Below are 18,464 nucleotides of genomic sequence, written 5' to 3'. Positions count from 1 at the left end.
GTTCGAAGCACGGGAAATTGTCCAAAGCCTGCGGAACCGGGGCAATTCCCCGGCCCCGTGCACGGTTAACCGCTGAAATGCGTTTTTGAACATTGCAAGCGTTTGACCACGGCGACCAAGCGGTCGATTTCGTCGTAAGTATTGTAAAACGCCAACGATGGTCTGACCGTGGCTTCCAAACCGAAGCGGCGCAAGATGGGCTGGGCGCAGTGGTGCCCGGAACGGACCGCGATGCCGGCGTCGTTCAAGGCTTTACCCACATCCTGGGTACTATGGCCGGCCAGCACGAACGACAACACGCTGGTTTTGTCCGGCGCGGTACCGATCAGCCGCACCCCCGGTATCGCCCGCAGGACATGCATGCCGTATTCCAGCAATTCATGTTCGTAACGGGCGACGTTCTCGATGCCGATCCGGTTCAGGTAATCCAAAGCCGCCCCCAAGCCCACCGCATCGGCAATGTTGCCGGTGCCGGCTTCGAATTTGGCCGGTGCCGGTTGGTAGACGGTTTTCTCGAACGTAACATCTTCGATCATGTTGCCGCCGCCCTGCCAGGGCTGAGTAGCCGCCAGCAATTCCGGCTTGCCGTACAACACGCCGATCCCAGTCGGGCCGAAGATTTTATGGCCGGAAAACACCAACCAGTCGCAATCCAGGCTTTGCACGTCCACCCGCAAATGCGACACCGATTGCGCGCCGTCCAGCAATACTTTGGCGCCGGCGCGATGCGCCAGTTCTATCATTTCCGCCGCCGGCGTGATGGTGCCCAAGGCATTGGAGACCTGGGTAAAGGAGACCAGCTTGGTTCTGCCATTCAGCAGTTTTTGGTACTCGGCTAAAATCACCTGGCCGTCGTCGTCGACCGGAATCACCCGCAGCACGGCTCCGGTTTCCTGGCACAACTGCTGCCAAGGCACGATGTTGGCATGGTGTTCCAGCCAGCTAATGACAATCTCGTCGCCTTCGCCGATAAACTGCCGGCCCCAACTTTGCGCGACCAGGTTGATCGCTTCGGTAGAACCGCGCACGAACACGATATCGTCGGCCGACGAGGCATTGATGAAGCGCGCGACGGTATCGCGTGCGCCCTCGTAAGCGTCGGTGGCCCGCGCCGCCAACTCGTGCGCCGCGCGATGGATGTTGGAGTTTTCGTGGCGGTAGAACTCCGAAATCCGGTCGATGACACATTGCGGTTTTTGCGTGGTAGCAGCATTGTCCAACCAGGCCAACGGGTAGCCGTTGACGCGTTCGGCCAGGATTGGAAAATCCTTGCGTACCGCGTGTACGTCAAAGGCAGGATGCGCCGAACCCAGACCGGGAATCTGCGCCGCTCTGGCCAAGGCCGATACGTCGTTCAGAAAGTAAAACGACGACGCGGCAGCCGGCGGTTTGGAACCAACCAAGTTGCCCGGCTTGGCGGCCAAGGCTTGCTTCAGTTCTGCTTCGCCGGGCAAACCAAAGCTGCGCGACACCAGGCCCGACAACGCATTTTGGTCGATACCGGGCAGCCGCTCGAAACCGGATGCAACGTTAGCGGCCGGAGCCAGCGTAGCCGCCGAATGCGGCACATTGTCGATGGCATCGCTGTAATGCTCGCCAAATGCGGCCGCACTCGGTGCCGTCGGCACGAAACCGTCGTCGATGCCGGGGCGGCGGTTGAAGCCGGCCGGCACCGAATGAAACGATGGCGCTGCCGCTGCCGAAACAGACACATTGTCCACCGTTGCGCCGTCGCCGGTCGGCGGGGCACTGTAGTACAGATTGGCCAGGCGGGTCAGTTCGGCGGCGTCCGGCAAACCGGCCGGCACCGCGCCGCCGCTCAGCGCGTGCTGCGCCAGTGCGGCCAAATCCGGATTAGGCGTAGTCATAGTAGTTGTCCACTTCGACGTTTTCGAGCACGCCGATTGCGTCGTCGGTCAAGATCGCCAGCGAGCAATACAGCGATACCAGATACGAGGCGATGGCTTTGTGGTTTATGCCCATGAAGCGGACCGACAGGCCCATGCTCAATTCGTCGGTCAGGTTGGGTTGGTACAAACCGACCACGCCTTGGCGGCTTTCGCCGGTGCGCAGCAACAGGATATTGGTCTTGCCGTTGGTGATTTTCAGCTTGTCGGTCGGGATCAGCGGCAGACCGCGCCAGGTGATGAACTGGGAACCGAACAGCGACACGGTCGGCGGCGGAGTACCGCGGCGGGTGGCTTCGCGGCCGAAGGCGGCAATCGCCCGCGGATGGGCCAGGAAGAAGCCCGGCTCTTTCCAGACCCGGGCAATCAGTTCGTCCAGGTCGTCCGGGGTCGGCGAGCCTTTGCGGGTTTTGACTTTTTGCGATTCGGCGACGTTATTCAACAGACCGTATTCGGCGTTGTTGATCAGCTCGCTTTCCTGGCGCTCTTTGACGGTTTCGATGGTCAACCGCAATTGCTCGTGGATTTGGTTATGCGGGCTGCTGTACAAGTCGGCGACGCGGGTATGCACGTCCAGCACGGTGTTGACCGCATTCAGGCGGTATTCGCGGCCCCACTCTTCGTAATCGACGAAGGTTTGCGGCAGCACTTTCTCGTCCAGGCTGGAACAATCGACGGCGATGCTGGTTTCGCTTTTGACTTTGTTGACCCGATAAATACCCGCTTCGACCGGCACCCACGGCAACAGGTGCACCAGCCAGCGCGGCGTAATCGTGCCCATCATCGGCACGGTTTTGGTGGCGTTCGATAAGGTACGCGCGGCGACGTCGCCTAATGCGGTATGGGCTTCATGAATGTCCGACATAACAACTCCCTAAGTGGTGTGGTGATAATTGAAAATCGCCGTGGCGATTGTTTTTGCTTCAGCCGCAGCGGAAACCGGCCTTTGCCCCTTACTTTTCTACAGGCCAAAAAAAAGCCAATGAACCTCGGCCGTGAATAAAACGGTAGAGATTCATTGGCTTCCGGTGGTCCGGTCAGCGGATGATTAATATCAAGATACTGGCTTGTGCGAAAGGCTGTCAAGCCGCGCCGGCTCTGAACCAGTGGCCGTTATCGAGTTACTGAATATGCTTATCTAAAAATAACGTTTAGCGAAATTAAGAAAACGCGTTAAACGCCGCCAATTCATTTTATCCGGTTGTTTTTTCGTAAAATTTTATTGGCAGCGCCTTGAAACGGCGTTCGGTAAAAAAGTTTTCGGTTAACAGGTTGGTGAAAAACTCTTTTTTACAACCAATAGAGTCTATATTTAGTGTCGACAGGCTGATCTTTATACTAAATAAAGGCCCGATCCATCTGAATTAGTGACCAGAACATGGTTTTTCACCAACCTGTTAAACCGTTTTTTTGTAAAAAATCTCAAATCCCGCCGCCGGTGGCGAACACTTCGGTGCGGTTTTGGCCTTGGCTGACATGGCTGCCCGGCGGCACGCTGTGGGTCAACCAGACGTTACCGCCAATGATCGAGCCCTTACCTATCGTGATCCGACCCAATATCGTCGCGCCGGCATAAATCACCACATCGTCCTCGACGATAGGATGCCGGGCATTGCCTTTGACCAGCATGCCGTTGTCGTCTTTCTCGAAGCGTTTCGCGCCCAGCGTCACGGCCTGGTAGACCCGCACCCGGCTGCCGATCACGGCGGTCTCGCCGATGACGACGCCGGTACCGTGGTCGATAAAAAAACTGTCGGCAATTTGAGCGCCGGGATGGATGTCGATGCCGGTCGCGGAATGCGCCAGCTCGGCAATCACCCGCGCCACCAGCGGCGCCCCCAAACGGTACAACTCGTGCGCGACCCGGTGGTGGATCGCGGCGGTAATACCCGGATAACACACCAATACTTCGTCCGAACTGCGCGCGGCCGGATCGCCTTCGAACGCGGCCTGAATATCGCTGTCGATCAGCAGCCGAATTTTCGGCAACTGTTTGGCAAACTCGCGGGTAATTTCGGCGGCTTGGTGTTTGACTTCGGTAGAAGTGCCATTTTGTTCGGCCACGAAACGCAGTTCCAATGCCACTTGCCGATGTAATTGGCGCAACAGGCTGTCCAGGGTCTGACCGACGAAATAATCGATGCCTTCGTCGTTCAAATCCTCCTGGCCCAGACGGTTCGGAAACAGCACCGCGCCCAAATTATCGACGATAGGCCCGAGTATGCGTCGCGACGGCAACTTCGGCGGATGTTCGCGGCGCTGGCGGTGTTCCAGCGATTTCACGCGCAGGTCGCGCAACTCGGCGACCAGCGCGTCGATACCCCAGCCACCAGCGGTATCGCTCAGACTCATACCGCCACTCCCTGGGCATCGAACAAGCCTTCGAACAACGCCGAACTCAAATAGCGTTCGCCGGAATCCGGCAGAATCACGACGATGGTCTTGCCGACGTTCTCTTCCCGCTTCGCCACCCGCACCGCGGCAGCGACCGCAGCACCGCAGGAAATACCGGCCAATATCCCCTCTTCCCGCGCCAAACGCCGGGCAAAATCGATCGCTTCGTCGTTGCTGACCCGCTCGATGTCGTCGACCAGCGACAAATCCAGAATGTCCGGTACGAAGCCGGCACCGATGCCCTGGATTTTATGCGGCGCCGGTTGCAGTTCCTGGCCGCTGCGGAACTGGGTCAGGATCGGGCTGGCTTCCGGCTCGACCGCAATCGATACGATAGGCTTGCCCTGGGTCAGTTTGATGTAGCGCGAGACGCCGGTAATGGTGCCGCCGGTGCCGACGCCGGAGACGAATATATCGATGGCGCCGTCGCTGTCGCGCCAGATTTCCGGACCGGTGGTTTGTTCATGTACTGCCGGATTGGCCGGGTTCTTGAACTGTTGCAGCAGCACGTAGCGTTCCGGATCGGAGGCGACGATTTCCTCGGCTTTGGCAATTGCGCCTTTCATACCCTTGGCGCCTTCGGTCAATACCAGTTTGGCGCCGTAGGCCACCAGCAGTTTGCGGCGTTCGATGCTCATCGTCTCCGGCATGGTCAGCGTCAGCGGAATGCCGCGGGCTGCGGCCACAAAGGCCAAGGCGATGCCGGTATTGCCGCTGGTCGGTTCGATGATTTCCTTGCCCGGCCCCAATAAGCCGCGCTGTTGAGCGTCGTTGATCATCGCCGCGCCGATCCGGCATTTCACCGAATAACCGGGATTGCGGCCTTCGATTTTGGCCAGCAGGGTCACCGGCGCGCCTTCGGTGATGCGGTTAAGTCTGACCAGCGGCGTGTTGCCGATCGATTGCGAATTGTCGGGGTACCAATATGCCATGTTCCTATCCTTGCGCCGGAGCGGCGCGAATGCCTGTAACGCGTTGAAAAAATCCCCTCTCATTGTCCGTCACGCTTTCTCAAGCCGCTGGCCGGCCGACGCCGGCATTTAACAATTCATCGATAAAGCAACGTAAATAAGTGGGTAGATACAGTTGCTTAAGATACGCCAATTTGGTCATCGAGCGTGGAATCAAATGCGCCAGATCGATGCAGACCAGATCGCTGTCGTTGCCCGGCTCATAGGACGCGCCGGAAATGATGCCTACCCCCAAACCCAGCCTGACGTAGGTCTTGATTACGTCCGAGTCGGCTGCCGACAGCGTGATATCCAGTTCCAACCCCTGCTTGGCGAAGGCTTTTTCGATATTCGAGCGGCCGGTATAGCCGGGCGAATAGGTCAATAACGGATACGAAGCCAGTTTCTCCAGCGTCACCTTGGCGGTTGCCAACGCATGGCCCTGCGGCACGATCGCGACGTGGTTCCATTCGTAGCACGGCTTGATCGCCAGTTTCTCGCTGTCTTCCATTTTTTCGGTACAAATCGCGATGTCGGCTTCGTGCCGGTACAGCAAATCGATGATCTCGCCGGGCGACGACTGCACCATGTAAATCGTCACGCCGGGAAATTGCTCGCGAAATTTGCGGATCGGTTCCGGCAGCAAATATTTAGCTTGGGTGTGCGTGGTGGCGATGTGCAGCGCACCGTTGCGGTTGGCTTGGTAATCGTCGGCGATGGTCTGGATGTTGCGTTTGGCCAGATCGATGCCCTCGATTTCCTGCATCACCCGTTCGCCCAACGGCGTAAAACCGAGGATTTTCTTGCCGTGCCGTTCCAGCAGCGGCGAGCCCAACTCCTCCTCCAGCAACTGGATATGGCGGCTGGCGGCGGATTGGACGATATTGACCTTATCGGCCGCCTTGGACAGGTTGAATTGGGTCTCCGGCAACAGGCGCAGCAGTTCCAATTGGCTGAAATTCATGGTTTGACACTCCTGTGTTTGCGCCGGCTAGCCATCAATTGAACCAGTGCGCATGCTTTATCCTCAGCGCCACGCGGTCGCCCTTCTGCAAGGCCAGCTCGCGGAACTGTTCGTTCGGCATTTCGGCGTAAATGGTCGCGCCGGAACCGTTGGCACCGTCGCGGTTCAATTCCAGCCGAATGGTGCCGCCCAAATGCTGCCAATCTTTCAGATAAACCGGCGCCTTGGCTTGATCGACCGGCTTTTCGACGCCGATATTGTGCGGGCGGACGTGGGCGACAATGCCTTTAGAGTCGTCGACGATCACGCCGCTTTGCTTGAGCCAGAAATGCTCTTCATCATCGAGCTTAAACACATTGGTCTGACCAATGAAGCGCGAGACAAAGTCGCTGGCCGGATGGTCGTAAATCTCGCTCGGCGTGCCCTTCTGCTCGATCCTGCCGTGGTTCAACACCACGATCTGGCTCGATACTTCCATCGCCTCTTCCTGATCGTGGGTGACGAAGATGCTGGTGACGTTCAGTTCGTGGTGCAAATGCCGCAACCACAGCCGTAAATCCTTACGCACACTGGCATCCAACGCGCCGAACGGTTCGTCCAACAACAATACCGACGGCTCGACCGCCAAGGCCCGCGCCAACGCGATGCGCTGACGCTGGCCGCCGGACAGTTGGTCCGGGAAGCGGTCGTGCAGCCAATCCAGTTGCACCAAATTCAACAGGTCGTGAACTTTCTTGCGGATGATGGCTTCGCTGGGCCGGTCCTTGTGCGACTTGACTCGCAAGCCAAATGCGATGTTGTCGAACACCGTCATGTGCCGAAACAAGGCGTAATGCTGGAACACGAAACCGATCTGCCGGTTTTTCACCGGTTGCTGGGTGACGTTGTCGCCTTTTAAGTAAACCTCGCCCTGGTCGGCCTGTTCCAGGCCGGCGATGATGCGCAGCAGTGTGGTCTTGCCGCAGCCGGACGGCCCCAACAGCGCAACCAACTCGCCTTCCGGGATATCCAGATTGATGTTGTCCAGCGCTTTGAAATCGCCGAATTGTTTGCTGATGTTTTGTAAGGTGATGCTCATTTTGTGCCTCTATGAGTCTGAATTGGCAAAGAGTTTGAAAGCCGACGCGCCGGGTTGCGCACGCAACCCGACCTATGCGGTATTTATTCCTTCGCCTTTTTCCGCTCTTCGTTTTGTTTCCATTCCAGCAGGGTTTTGAAGATCAAGGTCACAATCGCCAAACCGGCCAGGATCGAGGCGCCGGCGAAGGCGCCGACGAAGTCGTATTCGTTATAACTAACCTCGACGTGCAGCGGCAGCGTGTTGGTCAGGCCGCGGATGTGGCCGGACACCACCGACACCGCGCCGAATTCGCCCATCGCTCTGGCGTTACAGAGCAGCACGCCGTACAACAAGCCCCATTTGATGTTGGGCAAGGTGATCTTGAAAAAGGTCTGCCAACCGCTGGCGCCCAGCGACAAGGCGGCCTCTTCTTCCTCGTGGCCGATTTCCTGCATCAACGGGATCAATTCCCGGGCGACGAACGGAAAGGTGACGAACAAGGTCGCTAGCACAATGCCGGGCACGGCGAAGATGATCTTGATGTTGTGTTCGGCCAACAGCGGCCCCAACCAGCCTTGCGAGCCGAAGATCAGCACGTAGATCAACCCGGCGATCACCGGCGATACCGAAAACGGCAGATCGATCAACGTAACCAGCAGGCTCTTGCCGCGAAATTCGAAACGGGCAATGGCCCAGGCCGCCGATACGCCGAACACGGTGGTCAACGGCACCGTGATGGCCGCGGTCAGCAACGTCAGACGCATCGCCGCCAACGCGTCCGGGTGATGCAAACTGGTGCTGTATGCCGTCCAGCCTTTACTGAAGGCATTGATTAATACCGTCGCCAGCGGCAATACCAAAAACAGGCCGATGGTCGCCAGACTGATGCCAATCAAGACCAACCTTACCCAGTCGGCATCTTTTAGTGCCAAAGCCTGCGCCGGCTGTCCTATCGATGTGGAAATCGCGCTCATCCCTATCTCCTTAAAGTTGGCCGCTGCGGCGGCGAACCCACCATTGCAGGCTATTGATTAACAGCAACAATAGGAACGAAATCACCAGCATGGTCAGGCCTATCGCCGTGGCACCGGCGTAATCGTATTGTTCGAGTTTGGTGATGATCAGCAACGGCACCACTTCCGAGATATAAGGCATGTTGCCGGCTATGAAAATCACCGAGCCGTATTCGCCTACGCCGCGGGCAAACGCCAACGCAAAGCCGGTGATCGTCGCCGGTAGAATGTTCGGGAAAATAACTTTGACGAAGGCTTGCCACCGGCTGGCGCCCAGGCTGGCGGCGGCTTCTTCCATCGCCAGATCGAATTCCTGCAATACTGGCTCGACGGTACGCACCACGAACGGTAGGCCGATGAAGATCAACGCGAACACGATGCCCAACGGCTTAAACGCAATCTGCACGCCGGTAGCCTCGATCACCCATTTACCGATCCAGCCTTTGGGTTCGTAGATCGTCGCCAACACGATACCTGCGACGGCGGTCGGCAACGCAAACGGCAAATCGATCAGCGCATCGAAGATTTTTTTGCCGGGAAACGGATAGCGCACCAAGGTCCAGGCAATCACGAAGCCCAAGGCGGCGGCCACGGCGGCAGCGATCAATGCCGCGCCGAAACTGACTTGAAACGAGGCGATGACCCTTTTGTTGGTCAAAATCCCCCAAAACTGCTCCAGACTCAGATTCAGCGATTTCAGCAACAATGCGCTGAGCGGGATCAATACGATCAGCGTCAGGTAGAGCAAGGTGAAACCCAGAGCGGGACGAAATCCGGGCATGATGTGGCTTTGTGGCATAAGTTCGGTATCAGGCTTTAGTTAGAAAAAACAGCGGTGTGATATCTCTCATCCGTTTTTCGCGAGCCGGCGCTAAGCCGGCAACGCGGCGGGGCATCCGCCATTCCGACGCCCCGCCCCGCGCTTTAAGGCGTGTAGATCTGGTCGAAATTGGCGCCGTCGTCGAAATGCTCTTTCTGCACTTGCGCCCAACTACCGAAGCGTTCGTTAACTGTGAACAGCTCCAGTTTCGGGAAGCGTTTCAGGTCTTCGGCATCGGCGAATTCCGGATGCGACGGCCGATAGAAATGCTTGGCCACCAGTTTTTGCCCGACCGGGGTGTACAGGTAGTTCAAATAGGCTTCGGCCAAGTCTTGGGTGCCGTTTTTCTTGACCACTTTGTCGACCACCGTCACCGGCGTTTCCGCTTTGATGCTGGTCGGCGGGACCACGATTTCGTACTCGCTGGCACCGAATTCTTTCAAGGCCAGGAAGCCTTCGTTTTCCCAGGTAATCAGCACGTCGCCGATGCCGCGTTGAATAAAGGTGGTGGTCGAGCCGCGGGCGCCGGAATCCAGTACCGGCACGTTTTTAAACAGTTTTTTGACGAAATCCTTGGCGGCGTCCTTGCTGCCGAATTTTTTCTCACCGTAGGCCCAGGCTGCCAGATAGTTATAACGGGCGCCGCCTGAGGTTTTCGGGTTCGGGGTAATCACTTGCAAACCTTCCTTGGTCAGATCGCCCCAGTCCTTGATGCCTTTCGGATTGCCTTTACGCACCAGGAACACGATGGTGGAGGTATAAGGCAGACTGTTATCCGGCAGGCGCTTTTGCCAGTCTTTCGGTAGCAAATTGGCTTTTTCGGCGATTTGGTCGATGTCGTAGGACAGCGCCAAGGTCACCACGTCGGCTTCCAGGCCGTCGATCACGGCACGGGTTTGTTTACCGCCACCGCCGTGCGATTGCTGGACGTTAACGTCCTCGCCGGTTTTTTCTTTCCAGTATTTGATGAATTCCTTGTTGAAATCTTGGTAAAACTCGCGGGTCGGATCGTACGACACGTTCAGGATGGTTCGGTCTGCCAACGCAGTAGCGTTGGCCAACAGGCCTAGCGCGATCAGTGCAGATTTAACGGTGTAACTCAGCTTCATAATGGCTCCTCAAGAGATTTATTCGGTGCTCGGCCGCCGGAACGTCCCGGCTTTAACAGCTTTGGCGATATGTTACGCGGCCTTTTATCTGATTTAAAATGATAGTTTTCGAGATATTTATCTATTAATTGGATATATAAAAACGTAACTCCGCCTCGCTTGGCCCATTTGCCAGGCGTCACTGCCGGGCAGTTAAGATTTAATGGTATTTGGGTTTGCCGTCGCCGAAGGCGTTCAACGAAACTTCGAAATAGAAGAAGTTGCTCGGCTCGTTGGTAAACGGTGTACCGGTTGCTGTCGCCGACTGCTTCACCCCATTCTGCGACGTGGTGTAATCGCCCGGAGTAAAACGCGCGTAGCTCAAACTCCAATCGACATAGGCATTGAGCTTATGCCGCAAACGAATATCGAATTCGTGCCCCAAGAAGGTCTTGCCGTTCACACCGGTTAGGCCGGCCCGGTTCCAACCGCCGCCGTCGCTGGCCATCCAGTAGGCGTTGTAACCGGTGTCGATCTGCACGCCTTTGTACGGGCTGAATTCGAGCCGTGCCTTCGGCGCGTGAATGTTGTCCCAGGAAAAATAATCGTTACGCGACCATGGCTGGTTAAAACCGTAAAACGCATCGAAACGCTGATTGGAGCTATCGCCGCTGCGCTTGTCGCCGGAACCGTATCCGTAATAGGCGCTCGCCCTTGGCTTCCAGTCGTGGTCAAAGGTGTAACCCAATTCCAGCGAGTAAGCGATCGCGTCGTGCTGCTGCAAAACTTCGCCGCTGGGCTTAGTCGCATCCAACTTGCCGAAGCGGCCGAATTGTTTGTTGATATCGGTGTCGTAATCAAAAGCGGTATCCGGGATCACGCCATACACCCGCAAACCTGGCGCATAGATATCCATATCCGCCTTGCGGTTGGCGACAATCAGATTTTTCGGATCGCCGTCCACTTTACGTCCCAAGAAATACGGCTGAATCGTGACGAACTCAGACCACTGCTTAATACTCAATACCGCACCGTAAATCCAGGTGTCTTCGTCGGGCTGGTCGAATTCGTTCATGATCCGGTCTACCGGCTGCAACGCAAACGTATCCAGATCCCAATTGTTCTGCTTCTTACCGAAACGGACCCGGTAACCTTCGAAATTGTTGGTGGTATTACGAAACTGGTTGTTACCGATCAAACGCCGATCCAGCAATTCCAGGCTTTGCCGGCCGGCACGAATGCTCAACGGCCGGTTATGGCCCAACGCGTTATCGAAATACAACTCGCCGTAGCCTTGAATCAAGTCGAACTCGTTCACATCCTGACCGGTCTTGGCGTACAGGCTGTTATAACTACGCGAGTCCTGCGCCTCGACCACGAAGCGGAACGGATCGAGAATATTGTGGATACCGATATAAGCTCGGGTTCGCAACAACCAGAGGTTGTCCGGATCGTTTTTAAATTTGGAACCGGTAGGCCGGTAATCGTTTTCCCGGTATTCGTAGCGACTCCGAAAATCCAGACCGACATCCAGCCAATCCACATCGCGGAATTGCTCGAATTGCGTCTTGCTCAAGTTACGGACGTAACTCGGCGGATCCGGCTCCGGCTCGACCCGGTAGCCTTTGGTTTTTTGGTAGTAGTCCTCTGCGCTGACGGCTCCCGGCAAGCTTAACAATAAGCCGATCGCACCGGTCGCCGATAGCGCGCTGATTTGTTTTCGTTTCATGTTTAACCCGTGGTTGTGGTATCGGTTAAGGAAACAGGGTTCCTGGAACGGTAACGTCCGGCGATCCGGTCGGTTATCGGTTTATCGTTAAAGATTAATCGCCGCTGGTGCGGTAGAACTCAATGGGCGTTTGCCGCGGTTTTGACTCTGAATTTTTCGTGTTTTTCGATTTGCACAATTCGTCCGTCGTGAACCACGATTTCCACCGAACCGAAACGCAGCCCTTGCAAAATCGACACGATCTGCTCTACCAATTCCTGCTGCTGCGCCGACTTGGCGGGTTCGGTTTCGAACTGGATATCCATTTGGCCTCCTATAAATTTCAACTAGTTGTATTCGGTCCGTTGCGCAGCATGGTACGGAAAACAAATGACCATTTGAAACGGTAAATATCGATTTATTCATCTAAAAAACCGATAAGCGGCCGTCGGTTATTCGCCAAACAAGGCGAGGACGGTTGATAGAGAATGGGAAAGATTCGGCGCCGGCAGGGCGATATGGCGCCAGCTGCACAGTGGGTAAGGAAATAAGGGAGGAGATCGACGTGGCCGGCAGCAGCCCGGCCAACGAGTGAGCAAGCGGCCGGTTCGAGCCCGCCCGCCGATCGCGAAAAACCGCTTTAGCGCTCCAAATGCAGCACCGAACCACGTTTGCCGACCTGCTGCAACATGCCGTAAAGCTCGAGCTTATGGCGCAATACATTGCGGCTGATATCCAGCAATTTCGCAGTCTGTACCTGGTTCTTTTCGCAATAGCCGAAGGCGATGCGAATCACGGTTTCTTCGATTATCTCGAACAATTTCGGCGGCGCCTGTTCGCACAGCCGTTCCAACGCGGTTTCCAGCGAATCGACCGATACCGCCGGCACATGCTCCGGCGCACGCACGCCGGACAGTTTGAAGTCCTCCGGCCCAAGCCGGTTACCGGGACAGACCAGCAAGGTGCGGTGAATTGCATTTTCCAGCTCGCGGATATTGCCCGGCCAATCGTAATTCACTAAAGCCAATTCGGCGCCGGGCGATAATTTCACTTCATCGTGGCCGAGGCGCTCGCCGTAGATTTTCAGAAAATGCCGCGCCAAAGGCAGAATATCGCCGGGGCGTTCGCGCAACGGCATCAAATGGATGGTCGCGACATTGAAGCGGTAATACAAGTCGGCCCGAAAATGCTGGGCCGCCACCGCCTCTTCCAGGTTGATATTAGTCGCGGCGATGATGCGCACATCGACCGGTTTCGGTTGGCGCGAACCGACTTTAACCACCTCGCGTTCCTGCAACACCCGTAGCAATTTGGCTTGCAGACCCAGCGGCAAATCGCCGATTTCGTCCAGAAACAAGCTGCCTTTATCGGCGGTTTCGAACCAGCCTTCTTTCGATGTCAAGGCGCCGGTAAACGCGCCTTTTTCATGGCCGAACAATTCGCTTTCGATCAAATTCTCGCTCAAGGCCGCGCAATTTAGCGCACCGAACATATACTTGCTGCGTTTGCTCAACGCATGAATATGGCGAGCTACCAGCTCCTTGCCGGTACCGGTCTCGCCGATCACCAGTACCGTGGCGTCGCTCGGCGCAATCCGCTCGATTTGTTCCAATAAACGCCTGGACACCGGGTCTTCGAACACCATTGCCGTGGCGCGGGTCGATAACGCCAGCTTTCTGGATTGCGATTCGTCGAATGCCAATAACGGCGCGGCGGCATCCTCCGCCGGATTGTCGAAATCGCGGTTAAGCACTGTATCCATAACTGTTCATATAAACGTCTAAGTTGTCACTAAATGCCGCTCGCCGGCCGGGTTCTTCGGTAAGCCCAAGCAATACCGTGATCTGAATAGCAGATTCCATTCCAAAAAATCGATATCCGTATCGATTTATGCTCAAACGGAGCTTACCGCTTGGCTAGTAGGCTTGCCGAGCGGCCCGACTCGTACTCGCCAGGCCAATTCGGCGCAAGTTACTGCTTATTCGATGCTCACGAGCCAGCCTATTGGCTCGGATCAAGCAGCAAACTGACTGAATCGGAACAAAAACCCGCTGCCAAAAGTTGGAATAGCAACAGTTGCTGTTGCTTGGCTGTTGCTTTTCCGTACGTTCAATCTCAGGATCAAAACTCATAAGCCATCCTAAAATCGAGGCGTTGTTGTCCGATGTCGACGCTGCCGTGGGAATGGAACGGGTAGGCCCAGTCCAGTTCGCCGCTCAGGCGTTTCAGCAGTTGGAGGCGCAGGCCGATGCCGGCCGCGGCCAGGGTTTCGTTGGCCGGGGTCGGTGCGATCGGCGCATCGGTCCACAGGTGGGCCCAGTCGATGAAGCCGAGCAGGCGCAGGTTTTGCGCGGTGTCGATCTCGTTCGGCAGCAGGTGCGGGCTGTACAGCTCCAGCGACAGGTTGACGCCGTGGTCGCCCAGCAGCTGGGTCTGGTGGTAGCCGCGGACGCTGAGCGGGCCGCCGGCCGAGAACTGTTCGTTGCTGATCAGCTTCGCCATGCTGGCCTGGCCGCCGGCGCGGGCTTGCAGCCGAAAGTCTCCCGGCAGTTGCTGTTGGTGTTTCAGCTCGGCGGTCAGGTAGAGGAAATTGGGCGTGGCGCCGGCGCGTTTGCTTTCGAACTGCTCGGCGTCGTTGCCCAGGCCGCGGAAGCTGAAGTGGCCGCTCAGGTTCAGGCTGCTGGCGTAGCCGTCGCCGCGGCGCACGCCGTCGTAACCGGCGACGAAGGCGGCGTAGCTGATCGGGCTGCCGCTGCCGGCGAACTGGGCGATCTGCTGGTCGAAGCTCTTGTAATCCACGCCGAAGTTGAGGCTGTGCAGCACGCCGTCGCTGCCGCTGTCCAACGGCTTCACCAGGCGGGCGCCGTAGATGGAACCGGCGCCGACCACCGACAGGCCGCCGACGTTGACGCCGAGCTGGGTGCTGGAGCTGATGCCGATGCCGTACAGCGCCAGCCGGGTGTCGGCCCAGCCGGTCGGCAGCACGTAGGTGCCGGACCAGACTTCGACTTCTTCGGCGTTTTGCGGCGAGACCTGGTATTGCACCGAGGCGCTGTGGAACTTCTGCCACAGGTTGTCGTAGCGCAAGCTGCCTTGCAGCCGGGTGTAGCTGGTATGTTCCGAGTTGCGGCTGTTCAGCTCCAGGCTGCCGTGCAGCGGCAGTTCGTCCTTGACCTTCAGTTCCACTTCCATTTTGCCCGGGGTCGAGCCGGCACGGAACACCGGCGTGATCGAGCGGTCGCCGGATTGTTTGGCCAGCGCGTTAATCTGTTCCTGCACCTGCGGCATATGCGGCGCCCGGCCCTCGGCCAGGGCCGGCACCCCGGCGCGGATCTTGCCCAAGTCGAAATAGCGCGAACCGCTGATGTGCAAGGTCTCGATACTGCCCTCCACCACCTGCAGCCGCACACTGGCCTCGTTGACATCCTGCTCCGGGATCGACACCACCACGGTCGGGTAACCGGCGGCGCGGTAGGCCTCTTCCAGCGCGGCCCGGGCCTGTTCCACATCGGCCACGGTTTTCTCCGGCCCCAGATAGGGATACACCGCCTGTTCCAGGGTTTCGTCGTCGAGCAGGCTGTTGCCGTCGATCTGAAAGTCCAACAGGTCGAAGCGCGGTTGGGCTTCGCCGGCCCATTGCGTGGCGGTGTCGGCGGCGTCCTTTCCGGTACCGGCTGCGCTGTCGCCGCGGGCCGCCTCGCCGGGCGGCGTTGGTGCCGGCGGCGTCGCGGCATCGGCTGCGCTAGCGAGCAGACAGCAAGCGGCCAGCCAGGCCGGCGTTAGCGGTTGGCAGCGTTTCATTGCCCAGCCCCCCGATTGACAGGCGTTTGTGGCGATGCCACTGCGGTTGCGCTGGCCGCTTCTGCCGGCTGCCCGCCGGCGCTATCGGCGCCAGGCTCGGCGCGGGTGGCGGTGTCAATGGGCGCTGGCGCTTCCTGCGCCGGCTCGGCCGCGGTCTGGCCGGCCGGCAACGCCGCACCGGCTTCGAACGGCGTCACTTTCAACTGCTTGAGCTGATAGCGGTATTCCTCGGCCCGGTTTTGCGTATCGACCTTGGCGATGCCGGTGAGCGGTTCCAGTTCCGCCAGTTGCTGCCACAGGCCTTTTTGTTCGTAACCGTCGACCACGCGCTGGTTCAGTTCGCGCAACTGTTGGTTCAGTTGGCCGCATTGGCCGATCCACTGCTCCCGCTCCTGCACCGCCTGCACCAACAGTTGGTTGTCGTCGCGAATGGCGCGGGCTTTGGCCACCACGTCGTTGTGTTTTTGCACCAGGGCCTGTTCGCGCTGGCGCTGTTGGCTGAGCTGGCTTTCCAGGCTGGTTTTGACCGCTTCCAGGCCGTTTTTATAGCGCGCGACTTCGCCTTGCAGCGGTGCCAGTTGCGCCACGGCGGCTTCCAGGCTTTTCAGCTTGGCTTCCAGCCCGGCTTTTTCGTTAAGCCAGGCCGCTTTCTCGGCTTCCAGCGCTTGTTTTTCCTGGCTGAGCTGGCGGATCAGGCCTTGGGCCTTCTTGATCGCGTCGCCGCCGGGGGCGGCGGCTTTGGGTTCGGCGTCACTGGTTTCAATGCCGGCCAACAGCAGTAGCAGGCATAACGGCGGGACATAAATCCAGCGCCAGGGTTGTTGCTTAGCCATCGCCTGCCCTCCTAGAACCGCGCGTTCAAATCGACGTTGACGGTGTCGATGCTGTAGCGGGGGCCGTCGATGGCGTCGGTGCTGAACCAGCGCAGGTTGAGCCAGGTGCTTTTGGCCAGGCCGTATTGCAAGCCCATCACCCAGCCCTTGGCGTCGGTACCGCCCTGGTGGAAGATCGAGTCGGTAAAGGCATCCAGCACCGCGTCGCGCTGCACGTAACGGTAAGCCAGGTTGACGTTCCAGTCGGCCCAGCGCCGCAATTCCGCCGCGCCGACATCGACCCGCACCTGGTAGGCCTTGGTGCGCGGCTGCAGGTCGGTGCTGGCGAAGGCGGTGCCGAACTGGCTCAGGATTTTCTGCCGGTTGAAGCCCAGGTTTTGGGCATAATCGGCGGTGAACAGCACGTGGGTGTCGCCGAAGCCGGCGTAATCGAACATGGCCGTGGCGTTGAACACCTTGAACTCGGAGGCCAGGCCGAACAAGCAGCCGACGGTGTCGGTGCAGTTGGGCAGCAAGGTGTTGGCGTCGCTGATCGCCACCATCGAGTTGCCCTTCTGCACGAACTGCGGTGCGGTCCAGTCGTAGGCATGGCTGCCGACCGGATTGCGCCGGGCCTGGACGTTGTGGAATTCGTAATAGGACGCGGCCAGATTCAACCGCGAGTCCTGCCACACCAGCCAGTCGGCGCCGACCTGGCCGGCATACAGCCATTTGTCGTTGACCGAGACGTCGATGTCCTGCAACGGGAATACGCCCAGCGTGACGAACAGGCTGTCCGGGGTTTGTTGGCCCTGGTTGATGCCGAAGCGGGCGGTCGGGTTCGGCGTTTTGTAGCCGGCCAGTTTGTTGCTGCCGCGATTGAACGGCAAGCGGAAGCTGCCGGCCACGCCTTCGAAACTCAAATCCGGGTCGAACACCACGTCGGTGGACAGGAACGGATTGATGATGCGGCCGGCGTACAAGCTAAACCAATTGGTCTTACGTTCGTCCAGAAAATCGTATTGCAGGTAGGCGCGGTCGATGGCGAACTGGTAGGACTGGCCGGTATTGCCCAGGGTCTGGTCGTTCGAGACCGGGTTGTTGATGTTACTGGTAGCGAAGCGCACCCCGGCTTTCAAACCGTCGGCCAGGTTGGCTTCGAAGCCGAGGCGGAAGCGTTCGCGTAGCCGCAGCCGGTCTTTTTGGTTGTTAATGATGGCCTCGTTCGGGTTCAGCGAGACCTGGGTGGTCAAGCCGGCCTGGTTGCCGGTGGCGGCACGGTTGATGGCCAGCCAGTTGTAGGGGCCGACGAAGTTGCCGGCCGCATCGAGGCCGACGTTCTCGACCCCGCCGGCGTTTTCTTTACCGTAGAACTCGTCGGCGAAACGGATGCGCATGTCGAAGCTGGGATGGATCGCCGCCACCCACTCCGGCAACGCGCCGGGAATGCCCCAACCTTCGTCTTTGGCGTCGCGCTTCACATCCTGCAACACCTCGGCCTTCAGTTCGGCGCGGACCTGGTCGCGGATTTCTTTTTTGACGAACTCGGGCACGTAAGCGACGTGTTTGGTTTTGCCGGTTTTGCCCGCAACATTGGCCGGCTCGCCGGCCCACTCGGCCGCGGTTTGGGCGGCGTCCGGGGTGGCTGTGGCCGAGGTTCCGCTATTGCCGGCCGGATTAGCGCCGCGCGCGGCATTGGCCGATTCGGCTTTGGCCTGAGCGGCGACCGCTTCCTGTTCGGCGGCCTGCACCAGGCCTTGGCCTTCGTCTTGGTTAATCACGCCGCGCTGCACCAGCAGGTCGACCAGGTTGACCAGGGTGGATTTCTTGACCGGAATCACGGCGTCGGCCGGGGCCGGAGTGGCGGCTTGCGCCGCGCCGGCGTTGGCGGTCAGGCTGCCGGTCAAAACCAGGGCCAGGGATTTGCTTACGGTGTTCATAGGTTCT

The 18,464-nt window shown here is 58.3% G+C and carries 15 protein-coding genes; all 15 read right to left on the bottom strand.

Annotated features, from left to right (window positions below; genetic code table 11):
• Positions 1 to 65: 65 nt before the first annotated feature.
• A complete protein-coding gene (locus VXJ35_RS10550) occupies positions 66 to 1,868 on the bottom strand; it encodes a family 2A encapsulin nanocompartment cargo protein cysteine desulfurase (RefSeq protein ID WP_064021517.1) in 1,803 nt (600 codons plus the stop codon).
• Entirely contained in the window at positions 1,855 to 2,772 is a 918-nt protein-coding gene (locus tag VXJ35_RS10545) for a family 2A encapsulin nanocompartment shell protein (protein ID WP_064021516.1), read from the bottom strand. Before VXJ35_RS10545 ends, VXJ35_RS10550 begins: the two co-directional genes overlap by 14 nt.
• A gap of 557 nt (positions 2,773 to 3,329) precedes the next feature.
• Positions 3,330 to 4,253 carry a serine O-acetyltransferase EpsC gene (epsC, locus tag VXJ35_RS10540; protein WP_408953947.1) on the bottom strand — a complete coding sequence of 308 codons (924 nt, stop codon included), beginning with the start codon at positions 4,251 to 4,253 and terminating at the stop codon, positions 3,330 to 3,332.
• 2 nt (positions 4,254 to 4,255) lie between these two features.
• Complete coding sequence (cysK, locus tag VXJ35_RS10535) at positions 4,256 to 5,233, bottom strand: cysteine synthase A (protein WP_054761582.1); 978 nt, start codon at positions 5,231 to 5,233, stop codon at positions 4,256 to 4,258.
• A gap of 79 nt (positions 5,234 to 5,312) precedes the next feature.
• The gene (locus VXJ35_RS10530) at positions 5,313 to 6,215 is read right to left on the bottom strand and encodes a LysR substrate-binding domain-containing protein (RefSeq protein WP_064021514.1); all 903 of its coding nucleotides are present in this window, start codon (positions 6,213 to 6,215) and stop codon (positions 5,313 to 5,315) included.
• 34 nt (positions 6,216 to 6,249) lie between these two features.
• Positions 6,250 to 7,293: a sulfate/molybdate ABC transporter ATP-binding protein gene (locus VXJ35_RS10525; protein WP_064021513.1), complete on the bottom strand. Its 1,044-nt coding sequence runs from the start codon at positions 7,291 to 7,293 to the stop codon at positions 6,250 to 6,252.
• Between the two features lie 83 nt (positions 7,294 to 7,376).
• A complete protein-coding gene (gene cysW / locus VXJ35_RS10520) occupies positions 7,377 to 8,249 on the bottom strand; it encodes a sulfate ABC transporter permease subunit CysW (RefSeq protein WP_064021512.1) in 873 nt (290 codons plus the stop codon).
• Between the two features lie 10 nt (positions 8,250 to 8,259).
• Positions 8,260 to 9,087 (bottom strand): sulfate ABC transporter permease subunit CysT, encoded by an 828-nt coding sequence (gene cysT, locus VXJ35_RS10515; RefSeq protein WP_064021511.1) that lies wholly within the window; start codon positions 9,085 to 9,087, stop codon positions 8,260 to 8,262.
• A gap of 125 nt (positions 9,088 to 9,212) precedes the next feature.
• A complete protein-coding gene (locus VXJ35_RS10510; protein WP_064021510.1) occupies positions 9,213 to 10,217 on the bottom strand; it encodes a sulfate ABC transporter substrate-binding protein in 1,005 nt (334 codons plus the stop codon).
• 199 nt (positions 10,218 to 10,416) lie between these two features.
• Entirely contained in the window at positions 10,417 to 11,925 is a 1,509-nt protein-coding gene (locus VXJ35_RS10505) for an alginate export family protein (protein ID WP_064021509.1), read from the bottom strand.
• Positions 11,926 to 12,044: 119 nt separating this feature from the next.
• Positions 12,045 to 12,230 carry a YezD family protein gene (locus VXJ35_RS10500; RefSeq protein ID WP_054761580.1) on the bottom strand — a complete coding sequence of 62 codons (186 nt, stop codon included), beginning with the start codon at positions 12,228 to 12,230 and terminating at the stop codon, positions 12,045 to 12,047.
• Between the two features lie 314 nt (positions 12,231 to 12,544).
• Positions 12,545 to 13,666: a sigma-54-dependent Fis family transcriptional regulator gene (locus tag VXJ35_RS10495; protein ID WP_082409813.1), complete on the bottom strand. Its 1,122-nt coding sequence runs from the start codon at positions 13,664 to 13,666 to the stop codon at positions 12,545 to 12,547.
• Between the two features lie 359 nt (positions 13,667 to 14,025).
• Complete coding sequence (locus VXJ35_RS10490; RefSeq protein WP_082880877.1) at positions 14,026 to 15,705, bottom strand: ShlB/FhaC/HecB family hemolysin secretion/activation protein; 1,680 nt, start codon at positions 15,703 to 15,705, stop codon at positions 14,026 to 14,028.
• A complete protein-coding gene (locus tag VXJ35_RS10485) occupies positions 15,702 to 16,538 on the bottom strand; it encodes a hypothetical protein (RefSeq protein WP_064021508.1) in 837 nt (278 codons plus the stop codon). The genes VXJ35_RS10490 and VXJ35_RS10485 overlap by 4 nt, the downstream gene beginning before the upstream one ends.
• A gap of 11 nt (positions 16,539 to 16,549) precedes the next feature.
• Positions 16,550 to 18,457, bottom strand: coding sequence for a putative porin (locus tag VXJ35_RS10480; RefSeq protein ID WP_064021507.1), 1,908 nt, complete (start codon positions 18,455 to 18,457; stop codon positions 16,550 to 16,552).
• Between the last annotated feature and the right edge of the window lie 7 nt (positions 18,458 to 18,464).

This window comes from Methylomonas sp. DH-1, assembly GCF_046097555.1.
GTDB lineage: Bacteria > Pseudomonadota > Gammaproteobacteria > Methylococcales > Methylomonadaceae > Methylomonas > Methylomonas koyamae.
This window is presented reverse-complemented; position numbering and strand designations above follow the sequence as displayed.

Excerpts from the sequence above, each read along its gene's own strand:
- cysW (WP_064021512.1), bottom strand. The coding sequence starts at position 8,249 with ATGAGCGCGATTTCCACATCGATAGGACAGCCGGCGCAGGCTTTGGCA.
- VXJ35_RS10495 (WP_082409813.1), bottom strand. The coding sequence starts at position 13,666 with ATGGATACAGTGCTTAACCGCGATTTCGACAATCCGGCGGAGGATGCC.
- VXJ35_RS10505 (WP_064021509.1), bottom strand. The coding sequence starts at position 11,925 with ATGAAACGAAAACAAATCAGCGCGCTATCGGCGACCGGTGCGATCGGC.
- VXJ35_RS10530 (WP_064021514.1), bottom strand. The coding sequence starts at position 6,215 with ATGAATTTCAGCCAATTGGAACTGCTGCGCCTGTTGCCGGAGACCCAA.
- cysK (WP_054761582.1), bottom strand. The coding sequence starts at position 5,233 with ATGGCATATTGGTACCCCGACAATTCGCAATCGATCGGCAACACGCCG.
- VXJ35_RS10545 (WP_064021516.1), bottom strand. The coding sequence starts at position 2,772 with ATGTCGGACATTCATGAAGCCCATACCGCATTAGGCGACGTCGCCGCG.
- VXJ35_RS10485 (WP_064021508.1), bottom strand. The coding sequence starts at position 16,538 with ATGGCTAAGCAACAACCCTGGCGCTGGATTTATGTCCCGCCGTTATGC.
- VXJ35_RS10525 (WP_064021513.1), bottom strand. The coding sequence starts at position 7,293 with ATGAGCATCACCTTACAAAACATCAGCAAACAATTCGGCGATTTCAAA.
- VXJ35_RS10550 (WP_064021517.1), bottom strand. The coding sequence starts at position 1,868 with ATGACTACGCCTAATCCGGATTTGGCCGCACTGGCGCAGCACGCGCTG.
- cysT (WP_064021511.1), bottom strand. The coding sequence starts at position 9,087 with ATGCCACAAAGCCACATCATGCCCGGATTTCGTCCCGCTCTGGGTTTC.
- VXJ35_RS10510 (WP_064021510.1), bottom strand. The coding sequence starts at position 10,217 with ATGAAGCTGAGTTACACCGTTAAATCTGCACTGATCGCGCTAGGCCTG.
- VXJ35_RS10490 (WP_082880877.1), bottom strand. The coding sequence starts at position 15,705 with ATGAAACGCTGCCAACCGCTAACGCCGGCCTGGCTGGCCGCTTGCTGT.
- VXJ35_RS10480 (WP_064021507.1), bottom strand. The coding sequence starts at position 18,457 with ATGAACACCGTAAGCAAATCCCTGGCCCTGGTTTTGACCGGCAGCCTG.
- VXJ35_RS10500 (WP_054761580.1), bottom strand. The coding sequence starts at position 12,230 with ATGGATATCCAGTTCGAAACCGAACCCGCCAAGTCGGCGCAGCAGCAG.